The sequence below is a fragment of the Paenibacillus sp. lzh-N1 genome, from assembly GCF_002872435.1.
GTDB lineage: Bacteria > Bacillota > Bacilli > Paenibacillales > Paenibacillaceae > Paenibacillus > Paenibacillus polymyxa_C.
The window spans coordinates 4,120,455-4,137,322 of record NZ_CP025696.1; the positions used below are offsets into that span (position 1 = coordinate 4,120,455).

Genomic DNA, 16,868 nt, shown 5'->3' on the forward strand with positions numbered 1-16,868 from the left:
CAATGACAGGATCATTCGACAAGACATCAGCGGCAGAATGGGCGGAGGGAGTAGCCTATGCTATGGAAACCGGAATGGTTCAAATTCCCTACGCTCTGCTCAAGCATTATCGGACGCTTCGGCTGACGGATGGTGAAATGCTGCTACTGATGCAGTTACTTGCATTTAAACAAGCGGAACGTAATGAATTTCCGACATGGGAGCAATTGCAGGCTCGTATCGGATGCACTGCAAACGAAATCGCGCTTTATTTCAGTAAGCTCATGAAAGAAGGGTTTTTGCGAATAGATTCCGTGGAAGACCGCAGCTCATCCGTCCAATTTGAACGTTATAACTTGGCGGGTCTGTATCGCAAGCTGGCTGAATGTATGATCGCCGAGCGTTCGGAGCAGCGCGATGAAGATGACATTTTGTTTGCCGGGAAGCCCGATTTACTGAATGGATTATCAGAATCCCCAATTACAGAAGAACGAAATTTATTTACGATTTTTGAGAAAGAATTCGGACGACCATTATCACCGATGGAGTACGAGACGATCAGCAGTTGGGTGGATCAGGATCGGTATCCGGAGGAACTGATTTTACTGGCTTTGAAGGAAGCGGTGTTTGCTGGGAAGGTACATTTCCGGTATATAGATCGTATTTTGCTAGAATGGAGCCGAAACCGGGTCCGTAATGCACAGGATGCGAAAGAATATGCCCAGCGATTCCGTGGTGGCGGTCGCAATTAAAGTAGCAGACTGAGCCTTTTAGGTAGTAAATTGATGCACTATGGCTTTCACATTGAAAGGGCGATACATGGACAACCGGGGAGTTTCGCCTGTGCAGATGAAGGGCAGAAAATTAAAGTGATTAAGTAGACTTTAATGATAGAGGACACACCTTTCCGATTTGAAGGGTGTGTCCTTTTTAAATTTTTTTTTCGAAATATGCAGGGGGAGAAAAATTCCTGGCGTCTATAGTATTGGGAAGGGGGAGAGCGTCATTGATATAGAGAGAATCATTGAACGAATCCGGTCTGGTGATCGGCAGGCGTTCCGTGAGATCGTAGAGCTGTACAGCAAGCATGTATTTCATGTGGCTTATTCGGTACTGCATGACAGCAAGGAAGCGGAGGATGCCGCGCAGGAGTCGTTCGTTCAGGTGTACAAGTCTCTCCCCCAGTACCGGAACGAAGGGTTTAAAACGTGGCTGAGCCGAATTGCGCTTCATAAAGCGTTGGATATCAAACGTAAACAAGATAGGCGGCCCGCAGAGCTTATAGACGTGGCGCAATCCCTTGTGCAGCTCCCTTCCCCGGATGAGGATGTACTGGCCCGTCTCATTCGCGAAGAGCAAACGGTAGAACTATCACAAAAAATCGCCCAGTTACCCCAGCAGCATCGGGATATTATTCAAGCTTACTATATGCAGGGTAAAACCTACGACCAAATTGCAGAAGAGACGCAGGTAGCTTTAAAAACGGTAGAGTCCAGACTCTACCGGGCACGACTATGGATTCGAAATCACTGGAAGGAGGAGGAATGGCAATGACTGACCAACAGGATAGACCGTGGATGGAAGGGCAAACGAATGACTGGCATGCATACATTTCAGGAGCTTGTTCGATAGAGGAATCTACCCGACTGGAAAAGCTCTTATTGGAAGATGAACAGGCGCTTATGCTATATCTTGTCGCACTGGAGCAATTAGAGCCAACCTTGAAAGATTACTCTGCCTGGATGGACACGGAGCGCTTCACAGATCAGGTAATGGCGGTTCTTCCCGAGATAGAAATGGAACCAAATCAAGTTTTATTCAAAAAACGCCGCTGGTTTGAAAAACCTGTGTTTCACTATGTTGTTGCCGCAAGTCTGACGTTGATCTTGCTTTCCAGTGGAGCCTTTGACAAAATGATGCCGCAAACAGGCGATAAGCCGATTCCTCCAAAAGAACGCGTCTCTTACAGTGAAGAAGTCATGCAAGCTACGACAACCTGGCTCGATAAATTAAAGCCCTAAATTAAGTTAAGGGTAAGATGAACAAGTTTAAAGTCAACCATCTGTTGGGAATTTGTATCAAGATCCCGTAAATAGAAAGGAAGTGTAGCAATGCCTTATACGGAACGAAGCAAGCTCTTGGCATTTCTATTGAACATTATTCCGGGTGTAGGACACTATTACTGGACCAGAAAAGCCAATGCGTTTGTATATACCATTTTGTTTTTCGGATGTCTGGCAGGGGGAATATTTTTTTCAGTGGTAGCAAGTGACGGAACGCCTTTTTTGGTGAGTATTTTTATTGCTGCTCTTTTATGGGGACTCAGCATGCTGCATATCGTGATTAGCTTATTACGTTACGATCCTCGCGCAGTCGCTGCTCCTTATCCCCCTCATGCAGGACCCAATCCATATGGCTTTTACTCGCAAAGTGGACCTTATGGACAGGCGGATTTAACAGGAGAGGTACCAGAGGGGGCAACAGACACAGGCACGAATGCCCCGGGGGCAGGTATGGGATATGCGCCGGGGTATAACCATTATCAACAAGGACATTATGGTATGGCAGGATCACCTGCTTTTCAAAAAGGATCGGACAATGAACGATTTTTTACGATTTTGCTGTCATTTATTCCTGGATTGGGACACCTTCATTTGGGGCTAATGCAGCGTGGCTTGTCTTTTCTGCTATCCTTCTTTGGCTTTGGCGCGATCCTCGTCTTTATTACGAGCATAACGAACGAATCCGGATTTTTGGCGTTTGCGGGCGTGTTGCCGATTATTTGGTTGTATTGCATGTTTGATGCGGTGCAGCATGTACATCGTAAACAAGCCGGAGACATTCTTCAGGACCGGACTTTGTTTGAGGAACTGGAGTATGGAAGAGTTGAGGGACGTCGTAGTAAAATGTTGGCTACCATTTTATCGGTATTTCCCGGTGCTGGGCATATGTATATTGGTTTGCAAAAACGTGGACTCCAGCTCATGCTACTGTTTTTAGGATTTATCTATATACTGGATGTGCTGCATCTTTCACTCTTTTTGTTCCTAATCCCGGTGGTGTGGTTTTACAGCTTTTTTGATGCATTGCAGCAGGTAAGCCGTTATGGACAGGAGCAGCTGATCGACAAGCCTGTGATCGGTATGTTTGCTCAATATCACCGTTGGGTAGGCTTCGGACTCCTTCTGCTAGGTGCATACTACATCCTGATTAACGTACTTGTTCCCACACTGGACCGTCTGTTCCCGGATGGACAAATTTACAATATAGTTGACATGTATTTACGAACCATTATTGTCTCCTTCCTACTAATTGGCGGCGGTGTTTGGATGATGATCGGTAATTCCAAATCTAAGCGAGCAAAGGAGAAACGATAAAATGGATACTGAATTTTCAAAGAGTGAGGCTTCCTTCAAGGGAGCCCATCACTCTCAGAACGATGTAAATGGGGCGATAGGCTTATTGGGCACTTCATCCCATAAGAATGGTCCCTCTAAGAACTCCAACGCGCCAACAGGGGTGTGGAAAGTCGGAAGGCTATCCATGGGGCTGTTCTTGGTGCTGCTGGGCGGTATAACGTTTGCTTCCAAGTTTTGGGGAGCAGGCATACTGGATCAGGCGCTAACCTGGTGGCCTGTCGTATTTGTTTTGCTGGGACTGGAAATTTTAATGTATACTGCTTGGAAAGGAACACGTGAGCGCATTCGCTATGACCTGTTCAGTATGTTTATTACGGCGGTATTGGTTTTTTGTTGTATCGGATTTGCATTGGTCAGTTCACTGGGGATCACTCCGCAAGTTAGAGAAATAATGAGTTCGGTTCAGGAAACAAGGATTCTTCCAGACTGGCATGAAAAACTGCCTGCCGGAGTAACTAAGGTGATTGTGCAGGGTGAAGATCCTTATGCGGTCAAAATTGACGCAACCACCTCACCGGAGGTGCATGTGTTCGGGAGTTATGTATATACAGGCAATGAGGATGATTTCAAAGGAACCGAGCTGTATCAGACCAAGCATATTGGAGATACACTATATGTACTTCTCAGCCAGGTTCCCACACGTTTTATGCAAACACATCATCAGCTGGACGTTACCATTGCGGTACCTGAGGGAATAGCGGTTACTGTGCGTGACAGTCAGGGAAATGTGATTGAAAAATAGAGAATGTTTCCAGCTTCAGCTTTACATTTTGTATTATACGCGCGATACTTGTAAGGGAGCGTAACTTGATGATATGCATTCGAAGAGCGAATGTAACCGGAAAAGAGGGAAAAAATGATTTCATTGAATCCTGACACACTTACAGAGCGTGAAAATTATAAGCTGTTGACCGGAAGTATTATCCCAAGGCCGGTAGCGTTTGTAACGACTTTGAGCAGCGAAGGCGTGCTGAATGGTGCTCCGTTCAGTTATTTTTCCATCGTTGCCGCCGAGCCGCCACTGCTGTCTGTATCTGTACAGCGTGTCGATGGAGTTTCCAAAGATACAGCACGTAATGCCATGGAGCATAATGCTTTTGTCGTACATATTACAGACGAAGACAATGTGGGGGCGGTGAATGTGACGGCTTCCCGTCTGGCGCCGGAGGAGAGTGAGGTTGCACTGGCAGGTCTTACCCCGATTAAGAGTACAAAAATCGCCGTTCCTGGTGTGACTGAAGCGAAAATACGGTTGGAATGTATTTTGGAGAAAGTGATACCGCTGGGAGGCAAGGAGGACACACCTGCCTGTGATCTATTAATTGGGCGTGTAGTGCAGTATCATTTGTCGGAGGAAGCGTACCAAAATACATATGTGATCGCCAAGGAGTTGCGTCCGGTGAGTCGGTTGGCTGGAAACAACTATGCGAAGCTAGGAGAGCAATTCACGCTGGAACGTCCCCAATAGGGGACGTTTTTTTACAACATCAAGTAAAAGGAATTTGCCAGGCAATGAAAATATTCAAAGATGTTTGTAGGATTTAGGAGATCGAGGGTTTAGAATGGGCTCCTACTGGGTTGGGGTTCCCTGATGAAAAATCATTTGCCATTGCCCTTCATTTAATTTCCAAATGGAACTTCTTAATGACTTATTTCCGGTATCAATCGACTCAGTACAGTATGTTGCATGTACAAAATCTGAAGATAACACCTTTATGTTAAAGTCAGTAATCACAAATGGTATCCTCTAATTCTTTACTCACCTTATCACCCCAGTTGCCTTTCAATTTTCAGTGATACCTTCATCGGATTTAAAAGCTCAATTTGAGAAAAAAAGATTAGATTTTATGTCGCCAGTAGGACAGGTTGCTTTTTTAATAAAAAAAGAACGTTCCGTGCTTTCGCTAGGTTCCGTTCTCGATATTCAATGACCACTTTTACAATTCAATGATATGCATCTTTAATATTTATGATTTATTCATTTCGAAGTTTTCAGTAGTAGGGAGCGATAGGTCGTTTCAAACAGAAATTCAAACGCCTCTAGATGCTTTTTAGCTTCAAACACATCACGACCCCATGCATAAATGCCATGATTACGCAATAAAATTCCTGGAACCTGATCATTCAGCACGCCTGGTACCAGCTTGGCAATCAAGGCGATATCGGCATAATTTGGCAGCACGGGAATCTGGATGGCGGCATTTTCCTCCCAAATGTTAAAAGCCTTAATGAGCTCGATGCCTTGCACAGGTACAAAGCCCTGCTCGCCGTAGTATTCAGAAATCAGGTTGTTAAACACGGTATGCACATGAAAAACTGCTCCACAGCCTGTCAGGCGGTAAATTTCGCAATGGATGAGCGTCTCTGCACTTGGCTTGAGGTTTGTGGCTTCTGCTGCTTTTCCGTATTGGTCTACGAACAGAAAATCCTCAGGAGTGCGTTTGGTCTTATCCTTGCCGCTAGCGGTGACTGCAAAATAAAATTGTTCAGGATGAAAATCACCGATTCGGATCGACAGATTGCCGCTTGTACCTGGGAACCAGTTACGAGAGGCGAATAGCTCCTTGACATCAGCGAGTTCTTCCAACGAACGGCGTTTTTCCTCGAATGAAATGTCTGCCAAGTTAAAACTCATTACAGTACCCCCTGCTCCTGTTTTTGCTTTAAATCCTCGATAATATCATCAAATGTCTCAAAGGGTACATGCGGTACGCCAAGCTCTTGACACTTTAATGTCAGATGCGAGCGGGAGTACACAAGATCGGCAATTTTGGCACCTTCAAAATCGGTCAGACTGTCGCCAATCAAAATCCGTTCGTATTGCTCGGGAGGGTATTGACGAATGACGGTCGTTTTGCACATGCCGCAGTCATTCTTACACGGCTCATTACATGGATGCGGCCACGTGATCTGGATGTGAGTCCCGGAAAAATCTGCTCCGTTGCAAAAGATGTGATCCTGCGGGATGTCGAACGGTTCTAGCAATGGATCAATAAAAAAATCAATGCCCCCGCTAGTAACAAAAAATTCAATCTGCTGCTCTCGTACAAAGTCCAAAAAGCGTGCAAAGCCCTCACGTATACCCGCTTGTCCAAGTACATATGTGATGATGTCTTCCTTAAGTTCTGAAGGCATCAGGGCGAACATCGCATCTACGCCTTCACGAATGGACATATGTCCGCTCACGATTTGATGCATGATGGGCTCATAGCCCGCAGGCTTAAAATGCTTCATAATAGCGACAATATTATCGCTGTTTGTAATGGTCCCGTCAAAATCGCAAAAAATGACAGGCTTCTTGGCAGTGCTCATCGTTCGCCTCCCCACGTGTCGAGCGCAGATTGCAGCTCGGGATGAGTGCGGGCGTATTGTGCCAGCGGGACATTTTGCTGGACCGCTTCAATCGCTTGCACAAAGGCGCGTCCGCCAGCTTCCGTACCCAGCGGATGTCCGTGAATACCGCCTCCAGCGTTAACCACCACATCGGTACCAAAATCGCGGACAATTAGCGGCACTAGACCGGGGTGTATCCCTGCGGAAGGGACAGGCATGCAGGCCTTCAGCGGTGAATCAGGGGTGATCAGCACATCGCGGATCGCCATGTTTTCCTCACGCGGCATCGTCACTGAACCGTAAGGAGAAGGGAAGAGGACGAGATCAGCGCCAGCCAGCCGCATAAGCTGACCGAGCAGGACGGACGCTGATATGCCATAATGAGGCGAGGGGTAAGCAGCACCCGCTAATGAAGGATGGGCTGCAATCGGTACTGAAACGGCGGGATCGCTGCTAAGTTCATGCAGCACATCATAACCGTAGGCTAGTACGTTAAACAGTAACGCGTTCGCGCCTGCGTCGATAGCTTTGAGGGCTTGCGCCCTGAGCTGCGAGGTTGGACCGGTTAAATTAGCAGCATACAGCAGCTTTTTACCAGTTTCACGCTCCGCCTCTTCGGCAGCTCGGATACAGGCTTCGACACGTTTTTCAATCGGCGTCAGCGCATTTTCAAATAAGATCTCGTCGTCCTTGATCAGATCGACGCCGCCGAGAGCCTGACGGGTAAACTGTTCACGCAGTTCGTCCAAATTGAGCCCGATCACGGATTTAAAAATGCTCATGAGCAGAGGCCGGTCATACACGCCAAGCTGCTCGCGCAAGCCGCTGATACCGAATTTCGGTCCTGAAAAAGCAGAGAGGAATGCTTCCGAGAACCCCAGCTTCATCAGCTTAATTCGGCCGTCCATCGAAATTTTGCCGAAGACTGTAACTATCAAAGCGGGAATGTCTCGGCTGAAATTGACATCCGGGTAAGCAATCGTCAAGTCGGCGTATCGCTCACCGGGGCCTCCATCGTGAATATCTACAGATTGAACAGAGCCGAGATGTTTTTGCATCGCATCCCGCTTGGCCTGCGGGAGCTCAGTCCAGCTACCCACCGTCATGCCGATGGCAATAGATTGGGCCTTTTGGTTAAAATCAGCTTTGTCATCGTATATTCGGTAGGTCGCCAGGCAATAGCTCACTCAATCCCCTCCTTAAGTACAGCTCCCATCTCGCGGGATCGTTCAGCGCAGCGCTGCACCGCCGCAATCACTGTTTCGTAGAAGTCACCTTTGTCCAGTGTCTCCAATGCAGCTACCGTGGAACCATTAGGAGACATGATTTTGTGACGAAGGGCAGAAGGCTCCTCTCCGGTTTGCTGCACCATGCGTGCTGCACCAAGCGCAGTTTGCACTGTTAGTTCGTGCGCTTGTTCAGGAGTCAAGCCACCGCGGATTCCCCCAGCAATCATGGCTTCCATTAAGTAGTAGACATAGGCAGGGCCGCTTCCGGAAATGCCGGTCAATACATCCATTTTCTCTTCTTCTATAACCGTGACTGTACCTACAGATTCGAACATTGTAAGCACGTTTTTACGTTGACTTTCGCTGATCTCCTTGGAAAAGCTGATGCCTGTGGCTCCCAGTCCAATCGAGCTGGATGTATTGGGCATCGTCCGCGCGATTGGCTGCTTACGACCAAGCAACGTTTGCATGGTACGAATAGACAATCCGGCGATGACTGAAATGATCAGCTGTTCATCTGACAGGAGGGGACCAAGCTGTTCAAGTGCCCCGGCAGCATCTTTAGGCTTCATGGCAAGCACGATCACTGGAGAATGACGCAGCAGTTCTGTTTTGGCGGCATCTTCAGTTTGGAACAATACTCCGTATTGCTGTTGAAGTTCTTCAAGACGAGCCTGATTACTGCGGTTGATGACGGTAATACCGCCACGTTTGACGACAGAACGATTCGTCATCCCACGAATAATAGCCTCAGCCATTGAACCTGCCCCGAAAAACGTAATTTGCTCGTTAATTAACACTTTTGTTTGTGATTCACACATGGATTCATACCTCCAAAGATACGGATTGATTTATGATATTATTCCCTGATTTGTCCAGTACCGTACACGCGGTATTTGGTTGAAGTCAAGGCAGGCAATCCCATGGGGCCGCGGGCATGTAATTTTTGTGTGCTGATTCCGATCTCGGCCCCAAATCCAAACTCGAAGCCATCCGTGAAGCGGGTGGATGCATTGTGGTACACGGCTGCCGCGTCCACTTCTTGCAGAAAACGATCGGCATGAGCTTTATTCTCAGTGACAATACACTCTGAATGCATCGTACCATAACGGGCAATATGCTCCAGTACTTCGTCCAAATTGTGTACGACTTTAACGTTTAAAATGTAATCATTGTACTCGGTGCCATAATCCTCTTCCGTGACAGGAACAGCCCAAGGAGCCAGTTCTCGTGTCCGTACACAGCCGCGCAGCTCAACCCCGGCATCACGAAAACGTTCAGCCAATCCTGTTAAATGTGCTTGTGCATAATCCGAGTGTACGAGCAGTGTTTCCATCGAGTTACAGACGGACGGTCTTTGTACCTTCGCATTGAGTGTAATCGCTTCGGCCATTTCTGTATTTGCTGTAGCGTCCAAGAATGTATGGCATACGCCAGCCCCGGTTTCGATGACAGGCACGGTAGCATTCTGAACAACATTTTGAATGAGTGAACGCCCGCCGCGTGGAATAATCACATCCAGCAAGCCGTTCAAGGTGAGCATTTCATTGACGGAGGCACGATCTGAATCTTCAATGAGTTGAAGCGCCTCGCGTGGCACGGCTGTTGCGTCTAGCGCCTGCTGAAGCACTTCAATAATCTTGCGGTTGGAGGAGAGAGCAGCCGAACCACCGCGCAGTACAACCGGATTGCCTGTTTTCAAGCACAGGCCCGCTGCATCCACGGTTACATTTGGACGCGCTTCATATATGATACCGATGACACCCAGCGGTACACGTATTTTTTCAATTCGTAGACCATTGGGACGTTCAATTTGCTCAAGCGTGTCGCCGACTGGATCAGGTAGCGCCGCAATCTGGCGTAATCCTTCGGCAATAGCCCCGATTCGCTCCTCGGTCAGCTTGAGGCGGTCGAGCAGTGATTCGGATGTTCCCAGTTCCCGTCCACGTTTCAGGTCATTATGGTTTGCTGCAATCAGCTCTTCTGCATGGTTCACTAGAGCTTTTGCCATAGCAAGCAATGCCTCGTTTTTTTGTGCTGTAGTCAGTCGGTTCATAACCCCGGCACTTTTTTTCGCAAGACTTGCTTTGGTGCGTACTTCGCTGAATTGGTTATCCGCTGTTGTCACTGTGTTTGTTGTTAAATCACTCATATTATGGCCTCCCTACATACATAATGTAATCCATTCATCCCTGTGGATCACCTCAAGCCGATGGATGGGACCAATTTTGCCCACAACCTCGCCGCTAGGTAAACCTTGTACCATTCTAAGCTGTTCATCATCATAATTGACAATGCCTCGTCCTAACACCTTATTTTCCGGTCCCAGTACCTCAACGACATCTCCGGCATGAAAGCTGCCCTCGACACGCCGTACGCCAACCGGAAGCAGACTATGTCCTCCGTGTACCAACGCTTCTTCGGCCCCTTGGTCTACATGCACCGAGCCCAGAGGGGTGGACATAAATCCAAGCCATTGTTTTTTCATCGGCAGTGAAGAGAGGTGGGTATCAAAATAAGTGCCCGGTCCGTGTCCTTCGACAGCTGCGTTCAGATCACCATTTGCGCTTACTCGGCCGACATATACAGGCACACCGCCGCGTGTAGCAACTTTGGCAGCCTCGATTTTGGAGCGCATGCCGCCAGTCCCTACTGCTGATCCAGAACCTCCGGCTAATGCATAAATCTCTTCAGTAATTTCCTCGATACGTTCAAAACGTACGGCGTTTGGATGCTTGCGCGGGTCAGCCGTATATACACCATCGGTATCCGTGATGATAATCAAATGCTGGGCTTTGACCAGATTGGCAACTAGTGCAGACAGCATATCGTTATCGCCGAATTTCAATTCGTCAATCGATACGGTGTCATTTTCGTTAAAAATCGGGATAACCTGCTGGCGCAGCAATTCTTCTACAGTCATTCCGGCGTTGTTCATCCGTTTGCGGCTCAAAAAGTCACTACGGGTGAGCAGAACCTGTGCGATCACGAGGTCAAAATTTTTAAAAGCCTGCTCATAGGCTTGCATGAGAAGAGCTTGGCCGACGGCAGCTGCCGCTTGCTTCTCATGCAGCAGTTTGGGCCGAAAGGGATACCCAATCTCTCGGAATCCGGCGGCTACAGCGCCTGATGTAACCAGCAGCACTTCATGGCCTTTTGCACGAAGCAAGCTGATTTCCCTAGCAAAATAAGCGATAGCTTCCCGATTCAGGCCACCTTCCACTCCAGTCAGTGAGCTGCTACCAATTTTAATGACGATACGTGTTGACAAGACGTCCACTTCCTTAATTTTACTCTTTTTAATGCAAAAAAACTTCCATCCTTTGTATGCAAAGGACGAAAGTTTGTGCTTCCGCGGTACCACCTTCATTGATGATTCATGATCATCCCACTTAAGACCTGTTAACGGCAGGGACCGCCTGATTGCGCAGGGCGCTCGGGGATAGGAGTTGGGAGAGAGTCCAGGTAAATTCTTGCAGCCTATCGGAATTTACTCTCTGAACAGGACCGGGTCTCTCTTAATAGTCCCTTCAACGCGCTAAATGATATTGGATACAGAATACCACGAAAAGACCAGGTTTGGCAAAGAAGTTGTAGCTGGAAAATACGGCTTAACCAAACAGGTTTAGCTTGCCAATTCGATCAGCTGCCTCGGTCAGTCGGGTTTCTGAGCTTAGAAGCCCTGCCCGCACATACCCTTCGCCGCCGTTACCAAAGCCGATCCCTGGAGCGACAGCCACCTTGGCTTCACGCAGTAGCAGATCGGCAAAAGAAGCCGAGCTATAGCCCTGCGGCACAGGTAACCAACTGAAGAAGGAGCCGCTTGGGCGTGGCGCCTTCCAACCTATATGCCCAAGTGCATCATAAAAAGCGTTACGGCGTGATTCATAGCGGGCCACCAGCTGGCCTACGCACTCTTGCGAAGACGTCAGAGCTGTCGCCGCTGCTGCCTGAATGCCGCCAAACAGGCTTACATAAATATGGTCCTGCAGCAGATTAATCAGTGAAATAATTTTGGCATTACCGAGCGCGAAACCAACACGCCAGCCGGCCATGTTGTATGTTTTGGACAAGGTATAAAACTCAATTCCCACGTCCTTAGCCCCCTCAGCCTGAAGGAAGCTCACTGGCCGTTCGCCATCGAATCCAATAGCGCCATAGGCAAAATCACTGGCAACCACAATATTGTTACGTAGCGCAAATTCAACCGTATCCTCGTAGAAGGAGAGTGGGGCAGTTGCCGCAGTGGGATTATTCGGATAATTAAGAAACATTAATTTGGCGCGGCGGCGATCTTCTTCGGCAATGGCCTCATAATCGGGCAGAAAACGGTTCTCTTCCTTTAAGGGGAGAAATGACATTTCCGCTTTAGCCAAGGCTACGCCCGACCAGTAATCCGGGTAGCCGGGATCAGGGACGAGACACACATCGCCCGGATTGAGTAAGACTTGCGGTAGCTGAACCAAGCCTGTTTTCCCGCCAAACAGGATGGCGACCTCGCTTTCCGGGTCAAGCGTTACACCGTAATCCTCCTGATAGCGCTGGACAACGGCTTCTTTGAGAAAGCTGTAGCCGCGAAAAGGTGAATATTTATGATACAGCGGGTTATCCGCTGATTCCTGTAAAGCTTTTACAATATGGGGTGGAGTAGGAGTGTCCGGGTTTCCCTGACCGAGATTAATGACATCATGCCCTGCTGCAATTTCACGATTTACATTTTGTACAAGTGTGGCAAAAAATTGAGTGGGTAACTGTTTCATGACGTCAGCTGAGGGAATAGAAAAATGAGTCATCAATGTACACGACCTTTTGGAATAGTTTAAGAAACAATCTATCACGATTTTACCGAGTTGTATAGGGGGAATTGAGCTTTCATGGTTGCGTAATCCAGATTAATCGGGCTATGATGGGAGAAAATACCGGACGACAGGACACGGGAAGTTCCGGCTCACAGAGAGGATGAAGGACTTTGACGTATCAGGAAGCTCAGCCATTCGGTGTGGCACTTATACAAGCTCATATAGAGATAGGAAATCCCCCCGAAAACCACAGTCATATCCGATCTTTAATGGAACAAGCGGTGAAGGCCGAACAAAAGCCAGATCTGATTGTTCTACCGGAAATGTGGAATACGGGTTATGCCTTGGATCGCATTCATGAGCTGGCGGACGAAGAAGGGACGGAGACTAGGGCATGGATAGCAGCATTTGCCGCCACCCATCAAGTGAATGTAGTAGCAGGGTCAATCGCAGAGAAAAAAAGCGACGGTCATGTGTATAATACGATGCTCGTTTTTGACCGTACAGGCAAAGAGATAGCTTCGTACTCCAAAATTCATCTGTTCCGACTTATGGATGAAGAGAAATATTTACAGCCTGGCGAGGAAAAGGTTGTATTCGCACTGGATGGCGGGATTCAGGCTGGGGCGTCAATCTGCTACGATATCCGTTTTCCTGAACTGGCCCGCAGTCTGGCTCTGTCCGGCGCAAATTTGCTAATCGTACCCGCAGAATGGCCTCATCCCCGGCTTCATCACTGGCGTACCCTGCTGACCGCACGGGCTATTGAAAATCAGATGTATGTCATCGCTTGTAACCGGGTAGGTCGTAGCGGAGATACCGATTTCTTCGGGCATTCGCTCATCATTGATCCATGGGGAGAAATGATTGCCGAGGGCGGAGAACAGGAGGAAATTCTCACAGGATCAATTGAATCAGCCTTGGTTCAGGACGTGCGCGGGCGTATTCCGGTGTTTGAAGATCGGCGTCCCCTGCTGTATGACCGATAGTTAGTGTAGAAAGGATAATCCATGCTTAAGGAACGCATTGAATTTTTGTGTAAAAAGAAAAACCTATCCCGTAAAGAGTTAGTAGACGGATTAGTTACACCTGCACATTTTGCGAATATACTGGCTGACCGTTACCCGCTGGCTGAGGATTTAGCTGAGCAAATTGCTGAGCGCCTAGGTGTACAACCTTCTTACCTATTGCGCGCATCGGCAGAGGACGAGGAGACGCTGGCTACAGCGGATAAGATTTTCACAGAGCTGTCCAAGCTGGCTAATCCCGCTACGGAAAGCTATGTGGATCAGTTGGAGGATCGCAACGATTCGCTCGTGGTGGAAATGACGACTTATTTAATGAAGGCTGTTTATTTTCAACAGTTAAATGACCCAACGGCCTATGATTATTTGCATCAAACCTATTTGAATTTTTACTTGGAGAAGTTTGGTCGCTCGGATGAGGTGGAGCTGCCTGTACCGCTAAAAAAAGCAATTTTATTTTATAAAATTCAGTATTTCCGCTCTAAAAATCATTATTATGATGTACTAAATAATGTTACGCAGCTAATCCGCCTGGTGGAAGAAGGGACGGAAAACTGGCTCAATGCGCAAAACATTATGATGGAGGCCTGCATTCAGGTCAAGCAATTTGATCAGGCAAAGCAGGTATTTGAGCAGACGATGCGCAGAGTATATGATGATCGGCTTTTTCACCGTTTGACGGGTCTGTATGTGGCTTACAGCGGATATTGTTTTGCTATGGGTTCTGTACAGGAAGCACTGTTAACGTTGTCTATGGCGGAGGCCAATTTGGTCTATTTGGAAAATGCAGCAGATATGCTCACGACGATCCTGAACAATCGGATTATTATGCTGACGTCGATTGGCGAGCTGGATAAGGCCTTGGAGGAAGTGGTGCGTTTTGAAGCACTGGTGAGTCGGGAGCGAGAGGAAATGCAACAAATGATGCTGCCCGTTACGCTGATATATCGCTGCGAGATTGCGTTTGCCCGGAAAAACTGGGGGCTGCTCTCACAGCATCTGGATCAGCTGCGTAAAACTAATCTGACAACGGATCAGCAAATGGGGCTTGATTTTTATGAAAGCCAGCTTGCGCTTGCCCAGGGAAAACAGGATGCTTTTTGGAAGCATGCTCAAAAATGCTTGCCTTATTTTGAAGCCCTCCAGCATCCTGCGCGGCTTGAGCAACTATATGAAACGCTGGCTGTAGTGTCCGAGGACAGTCGTCGTTATAAAGAATCATCAGCGTATTATCGTAAACTGGTCTATCTTTTGCGAAAAAAATAGTCTGAATGCATTCGTTTTTCACAAAACGATCAGATGATCGTGTAAAAGAATGCTCCGAAGTGCGCAAAATTTTGTGCAAACCGCCCCAAAGTTCAAAACTAAACCGATAAAATACAGTTTAAAGCTGCTGTTTTTTCGGTTTTTTTGTATGTGCCAAAACATATTGTGATGCCGGATACCGTCTTTTATACTGAATTCATAAGGCACAACAACAATACAAAATATGAGGTGCAGCCACATGATGAACTTTTTCGGCAAGAAGAAAAAACAGCAGGATGCGATAGAACATGCAGATCAACTGATGAATAAGGGCTTATCCGGATTATTTATGAAAGGTCTGATCCCCAAAGAGCATCGGGAACAGATCAACCAGAGCTTAAACTCGGCAAGACAAGCTCAAGCAGCGGCTAACGGTGGATTGGCGATGGCAGCGACTGCGGTTGTCATTTCGGTAACAGATACCGGGAAGCTCGTAAATTTTGATCCGATTGTGGTGCTTGTACTAGATGTGACGGAAGTTAACGGCAATCGATACCAAAAAACACTGGAAACACTCGTTTCCAAGCTGCAAATTCCGCGGCCAGGAGATACAGTGGGGCTGGGGAGCAATCCGGTAAATCCATCAGAGCTGATTTATATGGGGCTGGTGACAGCATAAATGATTGGAGCGTTTCACCATTCTTGCGGGCATATTTTTAAAATAGATGATTGAAAAAGGGGTTTTGGAGGATGAAAGGATTTTTGAGTCTGATTGGGGTACTTCTGGTGTTTGGCGTAGGGTTTTCGCCTTTTCTGGCTGAATATTTATGGGATGATCCATTTTTGATTATGGATGCTCCGTGGTATCGGCCGTTAATTTATACAGGATTTGCGCTTATATTTCTACCGGGTATTTTAGGTCTATTTTTTGGAGGCGGTAAAGTCAAGAAGGGTGTTCCTGGAGTGGGAATCATTACAAGTGTTCAACAAACAGGGACTTATGTAAATAATCAGCCGCAGGTAAAGCTCGGGTTGACCGTAACCAAACAGGGAGAAGATAAATATGATACTGCTTTGACGACAATTATTCCTTTGACCTCCATGGCTCAATTTCAGCCGGGCTCGATCGTTCCGTTGATCGTATCTGAGAAAGACAAAATGAAGGTAGGTCTTGACCTGAAAGGTCAGGTGTCGCAAATGGATTTGCAAGCGTTAATGAATGAGCAGATGGTCAAGCAGGGCGTATCGCCTGAGCTGATGGAAATTGCCAAAACCGGTGAGCAAGCCTATGCGAAGATACTGGATGTCACACCCATGGGGGAAGCGGGGCCCAATAAAATCAAGCTTCAATTTACGCTGACGGTGACGAAAAGCAGTGGAGAAACATTTAATGTAACCACGCAAAAGGATGTTTTCTCTTCCCAACTATCCAAACTGCAGCAGGGAAGTATTATAGAGGTTATATATTCGCCTCAAGATCCTTCGAAACTGGTTTTTAAGACACAAGTGAGTGAAGCTGACGTGCAGCAAGCATTTGGTTCTTCCCGTTAAAAAAAATTTTTCCGCCTGTTTCAGATACAGCCTATAGGTGTATTATAATAGTATCCCGACACCAGGAGGTTGATAACGATGGATAACCAAAGTAGATCCGAACTGGCGAATAGGGATGGCCTGTCACGGCCGAGAGGCTTAAATAGACAGGTTGTCGGAAACAACTATGAAATGGGCTATGATCAGGACAAAAGTCCACCACATCTAGGGAGACCCTGATCACAACAAGGCGAGGACAGACACTTTGGGATCACACAGCACATTGGAACTGAGGTAGGACATTCTTGG

18 protein-coding genes are annotated in these 16,868 nt (G+C 47.4%); 11 read left to right on the forward strand and 7 right to left on the reverse strand.

Annotated features, from left to right (window positions below):
- Positions 1-2 precede the first annotated feature (2 nt).
- The 6 genes from C0638_RS18675 to C0638_RS18700 all read left to right on the forward strand — a co-directional run bounded on the left by C0638_RS18675 (position 3) and on the right by C0638_RS18700 (position 4,866).
- Positions 3-731 (forward strand): DnaD domain-containing protein, encoded by a 729-nt coding sequence (locus C0638_RS18675; protein WP_013371628.1) that lies wholly within the window; start codon positions 3-5, stop codon positions 729-731.
- Positions 732-900: 169 nt separating this feature from the next.
- Positions 901-1,533 (forward strand): RNA polymerase sigma factor, encoded by a 633-nt coding sequence (locus C0638_RS18680; RefSeq protein WP_058711591.1) that lies wholly within the window; start codon positions 901-903, stop codon positions 1,531-1,533.
- A complete protein-coding gene (locus C0638_RS18685) occupies positions 1,530-2,000 on the forward strand; it encodes a hypothetical protein (protein WP_013371626.1) in 471 nt (156 codons plus the stop codon). Before C0638_RS18680 ends, C0638_RS18685 begins: the two co-directional genes overlap by 4 nt.
- Positions 2,001-2,090: 90 nt before the next feature.
- Positions 2,091-3,356 (forward strand): hypothetical protein, encoded by a 1,266-nt coding sequence (locus tag C0638_RS18690; RefSeq protein WP_058711566.1) that lies wholly within the window; start codon positions 2,091-2,093, stop codon positions 3,354-3,356.
- Between the two features lies 1 nt (position 3,357).
- Positions 3,358-4,140 carry a hypothetical protein gene (locus C0638_RS18695; RefSeq protein WP_058711565.1) on the forward strand — a complete coding sequence of 261 codons (783 nt, stop codon included), beginning with the start codon at positions 3,358-3,360 and terminating at the stop codon, positions 4,138-4,140.
- Between the two features lie 114 nt (positions 4,141-4,254).
- Positions 4,255-4,866, forward strand: coding sequence for a flavin reductase family protein (locus tag C0638_RS18700; RefSeq protein ID WP_013371623.1), 612 nt, complete (start codon positions 4,255-4,257; stop codon positions 4,864-4,866).
- A 510-nt stretch (positions 4,867-5,376) separates the two neighbouring features.
- Here C0638_RS18700 and C0638_RS18710 read toward each other — a convergent pair.
- The 7 genes from C0638_RS18710 to C0638_RS18740 form a co-directional block, all read right to left on the reverse strand.
- Positions 5,377-6,033, reverse strand: a complete 657-nt coding sequence (locus C0638_RS18710) for a methylthioribulose 1-phosphate dehydratase (RefSeq protein WP_058711564.1) — start codon at positions 6,031-6,033, stop codon at positions 5,377-5,379.
- Entirely contained in the window at positions 6,033-6,710 is a 678-nt protein-coding gene (locus tag C0638_RS18715; RefSeq protein ID WP_058711563.1) for a 2-hydroxy-3-keto-5-methylthiopentenyl-1-phosphate phosphatase, read from the reverse strand. Before C0638_RS18715 ends, C0638_RS18710 begins: the two co-directional genes overlap by 1 nt.
- A complete protein-coding gene (locus tag C0638_RS18720; protein WP_058711562.1) occupies positions 6,707-7,918 on the reverse strand; it encodes a 2,3-diketo-5-methylthiopentyl-1-phosphate enolase in 1,212 nt (403 codons plus the stop codon). The genes C0638_RS18715 and C0638_RS18720 overlap by 4 nt, the downstream gene beginning before the upstream one ends.
- Complete coding sequence (gene proC / locus C0638_RS18725) at positions 7,915-8,781, reverse strand: pyrroline-5-carboxylate reductase (protein ID WP_013371619.1); 867 nt, start codon at positions 8,779-8,781, stop codon at positions 7,915-7,917. The genes C0638_RS18720 and proC overlap by 4 nt, the downstream gene beginning before the upstream one ends.
- Positions 8,782-8,819: 38 nt before the next feature.
- Positions 8,820-10,112, reverse strand: coding sequence for a glutamate-5-semialdehyde dehydrogenase (locus tag C0638_RS18730; RefSeq protein ID WP_058711561.1), 1,293 nt, complete (start codon positions 10,110-10,112; stop codon positions 8,820-8,822).
- A 12-nt stretch (positions 10,113-10,124) separates the two neighbouring features.
- Positions 10,125-11,330 carry a glutamate 5-kinase gene (gene proB / locus C0638_RS18735; protein ID WP_014599974.1) on the reverse strand — a complete coding sequence of 402 codons (1,206 nt, stop codon included), beginning with the start codon at positions 11,328-11,330 and terminating at the stop codon, positions 10,125-10,127.
- Positions 11,331-11,571: 241 nt separating this feature from the next.
- A complete protein-coding gene (locus tag C0638_RS18740; RefSeq protein WP_058711560.1) occupies positions 11,572-12,753 on the reverse strand; it encodes a pyridoxal phosphate-dependent aminotransferase in 1,182 nt (393 codons plus the stop codon).
- A gap of 176 nt (positions 12,754-12,929) precedes the next feature.
- On the opposite strand from C0638_RS18740, the gene C0638_RS18745 reads away from it, so the two are divergent.
- The 5 genes from C0638_RS18745 (at position 12,930) to C0638_RS25415 (ending at position 16,799) form a co-directional block, all read left to right on the forward strand.
- Positions 12,930-13,748 (forward strand): carbon-nitrogen family hydrolase, encoded by an 819-nt coding sequence (locus tag C0638_RS18745; RefSeq protein WP_058711559.1) that lies wholly within the window; start codon positions 12,930-12,932, stop codon positions 13,746-13,748.
- A 21-nt stretch (positions 13,749-13,769) separates the two neighbouring features.
- The gene (locus tag C0638_RS18750; protein WP_058711558.1) at positions 13,770-15,050 is read left to right on the forward strand and encodes a helix-turn-helix domain-containing protein; all 1,281 of its coding nucleotides are present in this window, start codon (positions 13,770-13,772) and stop codon (positions 15,048-15,050) included.
- Between the two features lie 238 nt (positions 15,051-15,288).
- Complete coding sequence (locus C0638_RS18755) at positions 15,289-15,708, forward strand: hypothetical protein (protein ID WP_058711557.1); 420 nt, start codon at positions 15,289-15,291, stop codon at positions 15,706-15,708.
- Between the two features lie 71 nt (positions 15,709-15,779).
- Entirely contained in the window at positions 15,780-16,580 is an 801-nt protein-coding gene (locus tag C0638_RS18760; RefSeq protein ID WP_058711556.1) for a hypothetical protein, read from the forward strand.
- A 78-nt stretch (positions 16,581-16,658) separates the two neighbouring features.
- Positions 16,659-16,799 (forward strand): hypothetical protein, encoded by a 141-nt coding sequence (locus C0638_RS25415; RefSeq protein ID WP_165082404.1) that lies wholly within the window; start codon positions 16,659-16,661, stop codon positions 16,797-16,799.
- Positions 16,800-16,868: the final 69 nt, after the last annotated feature.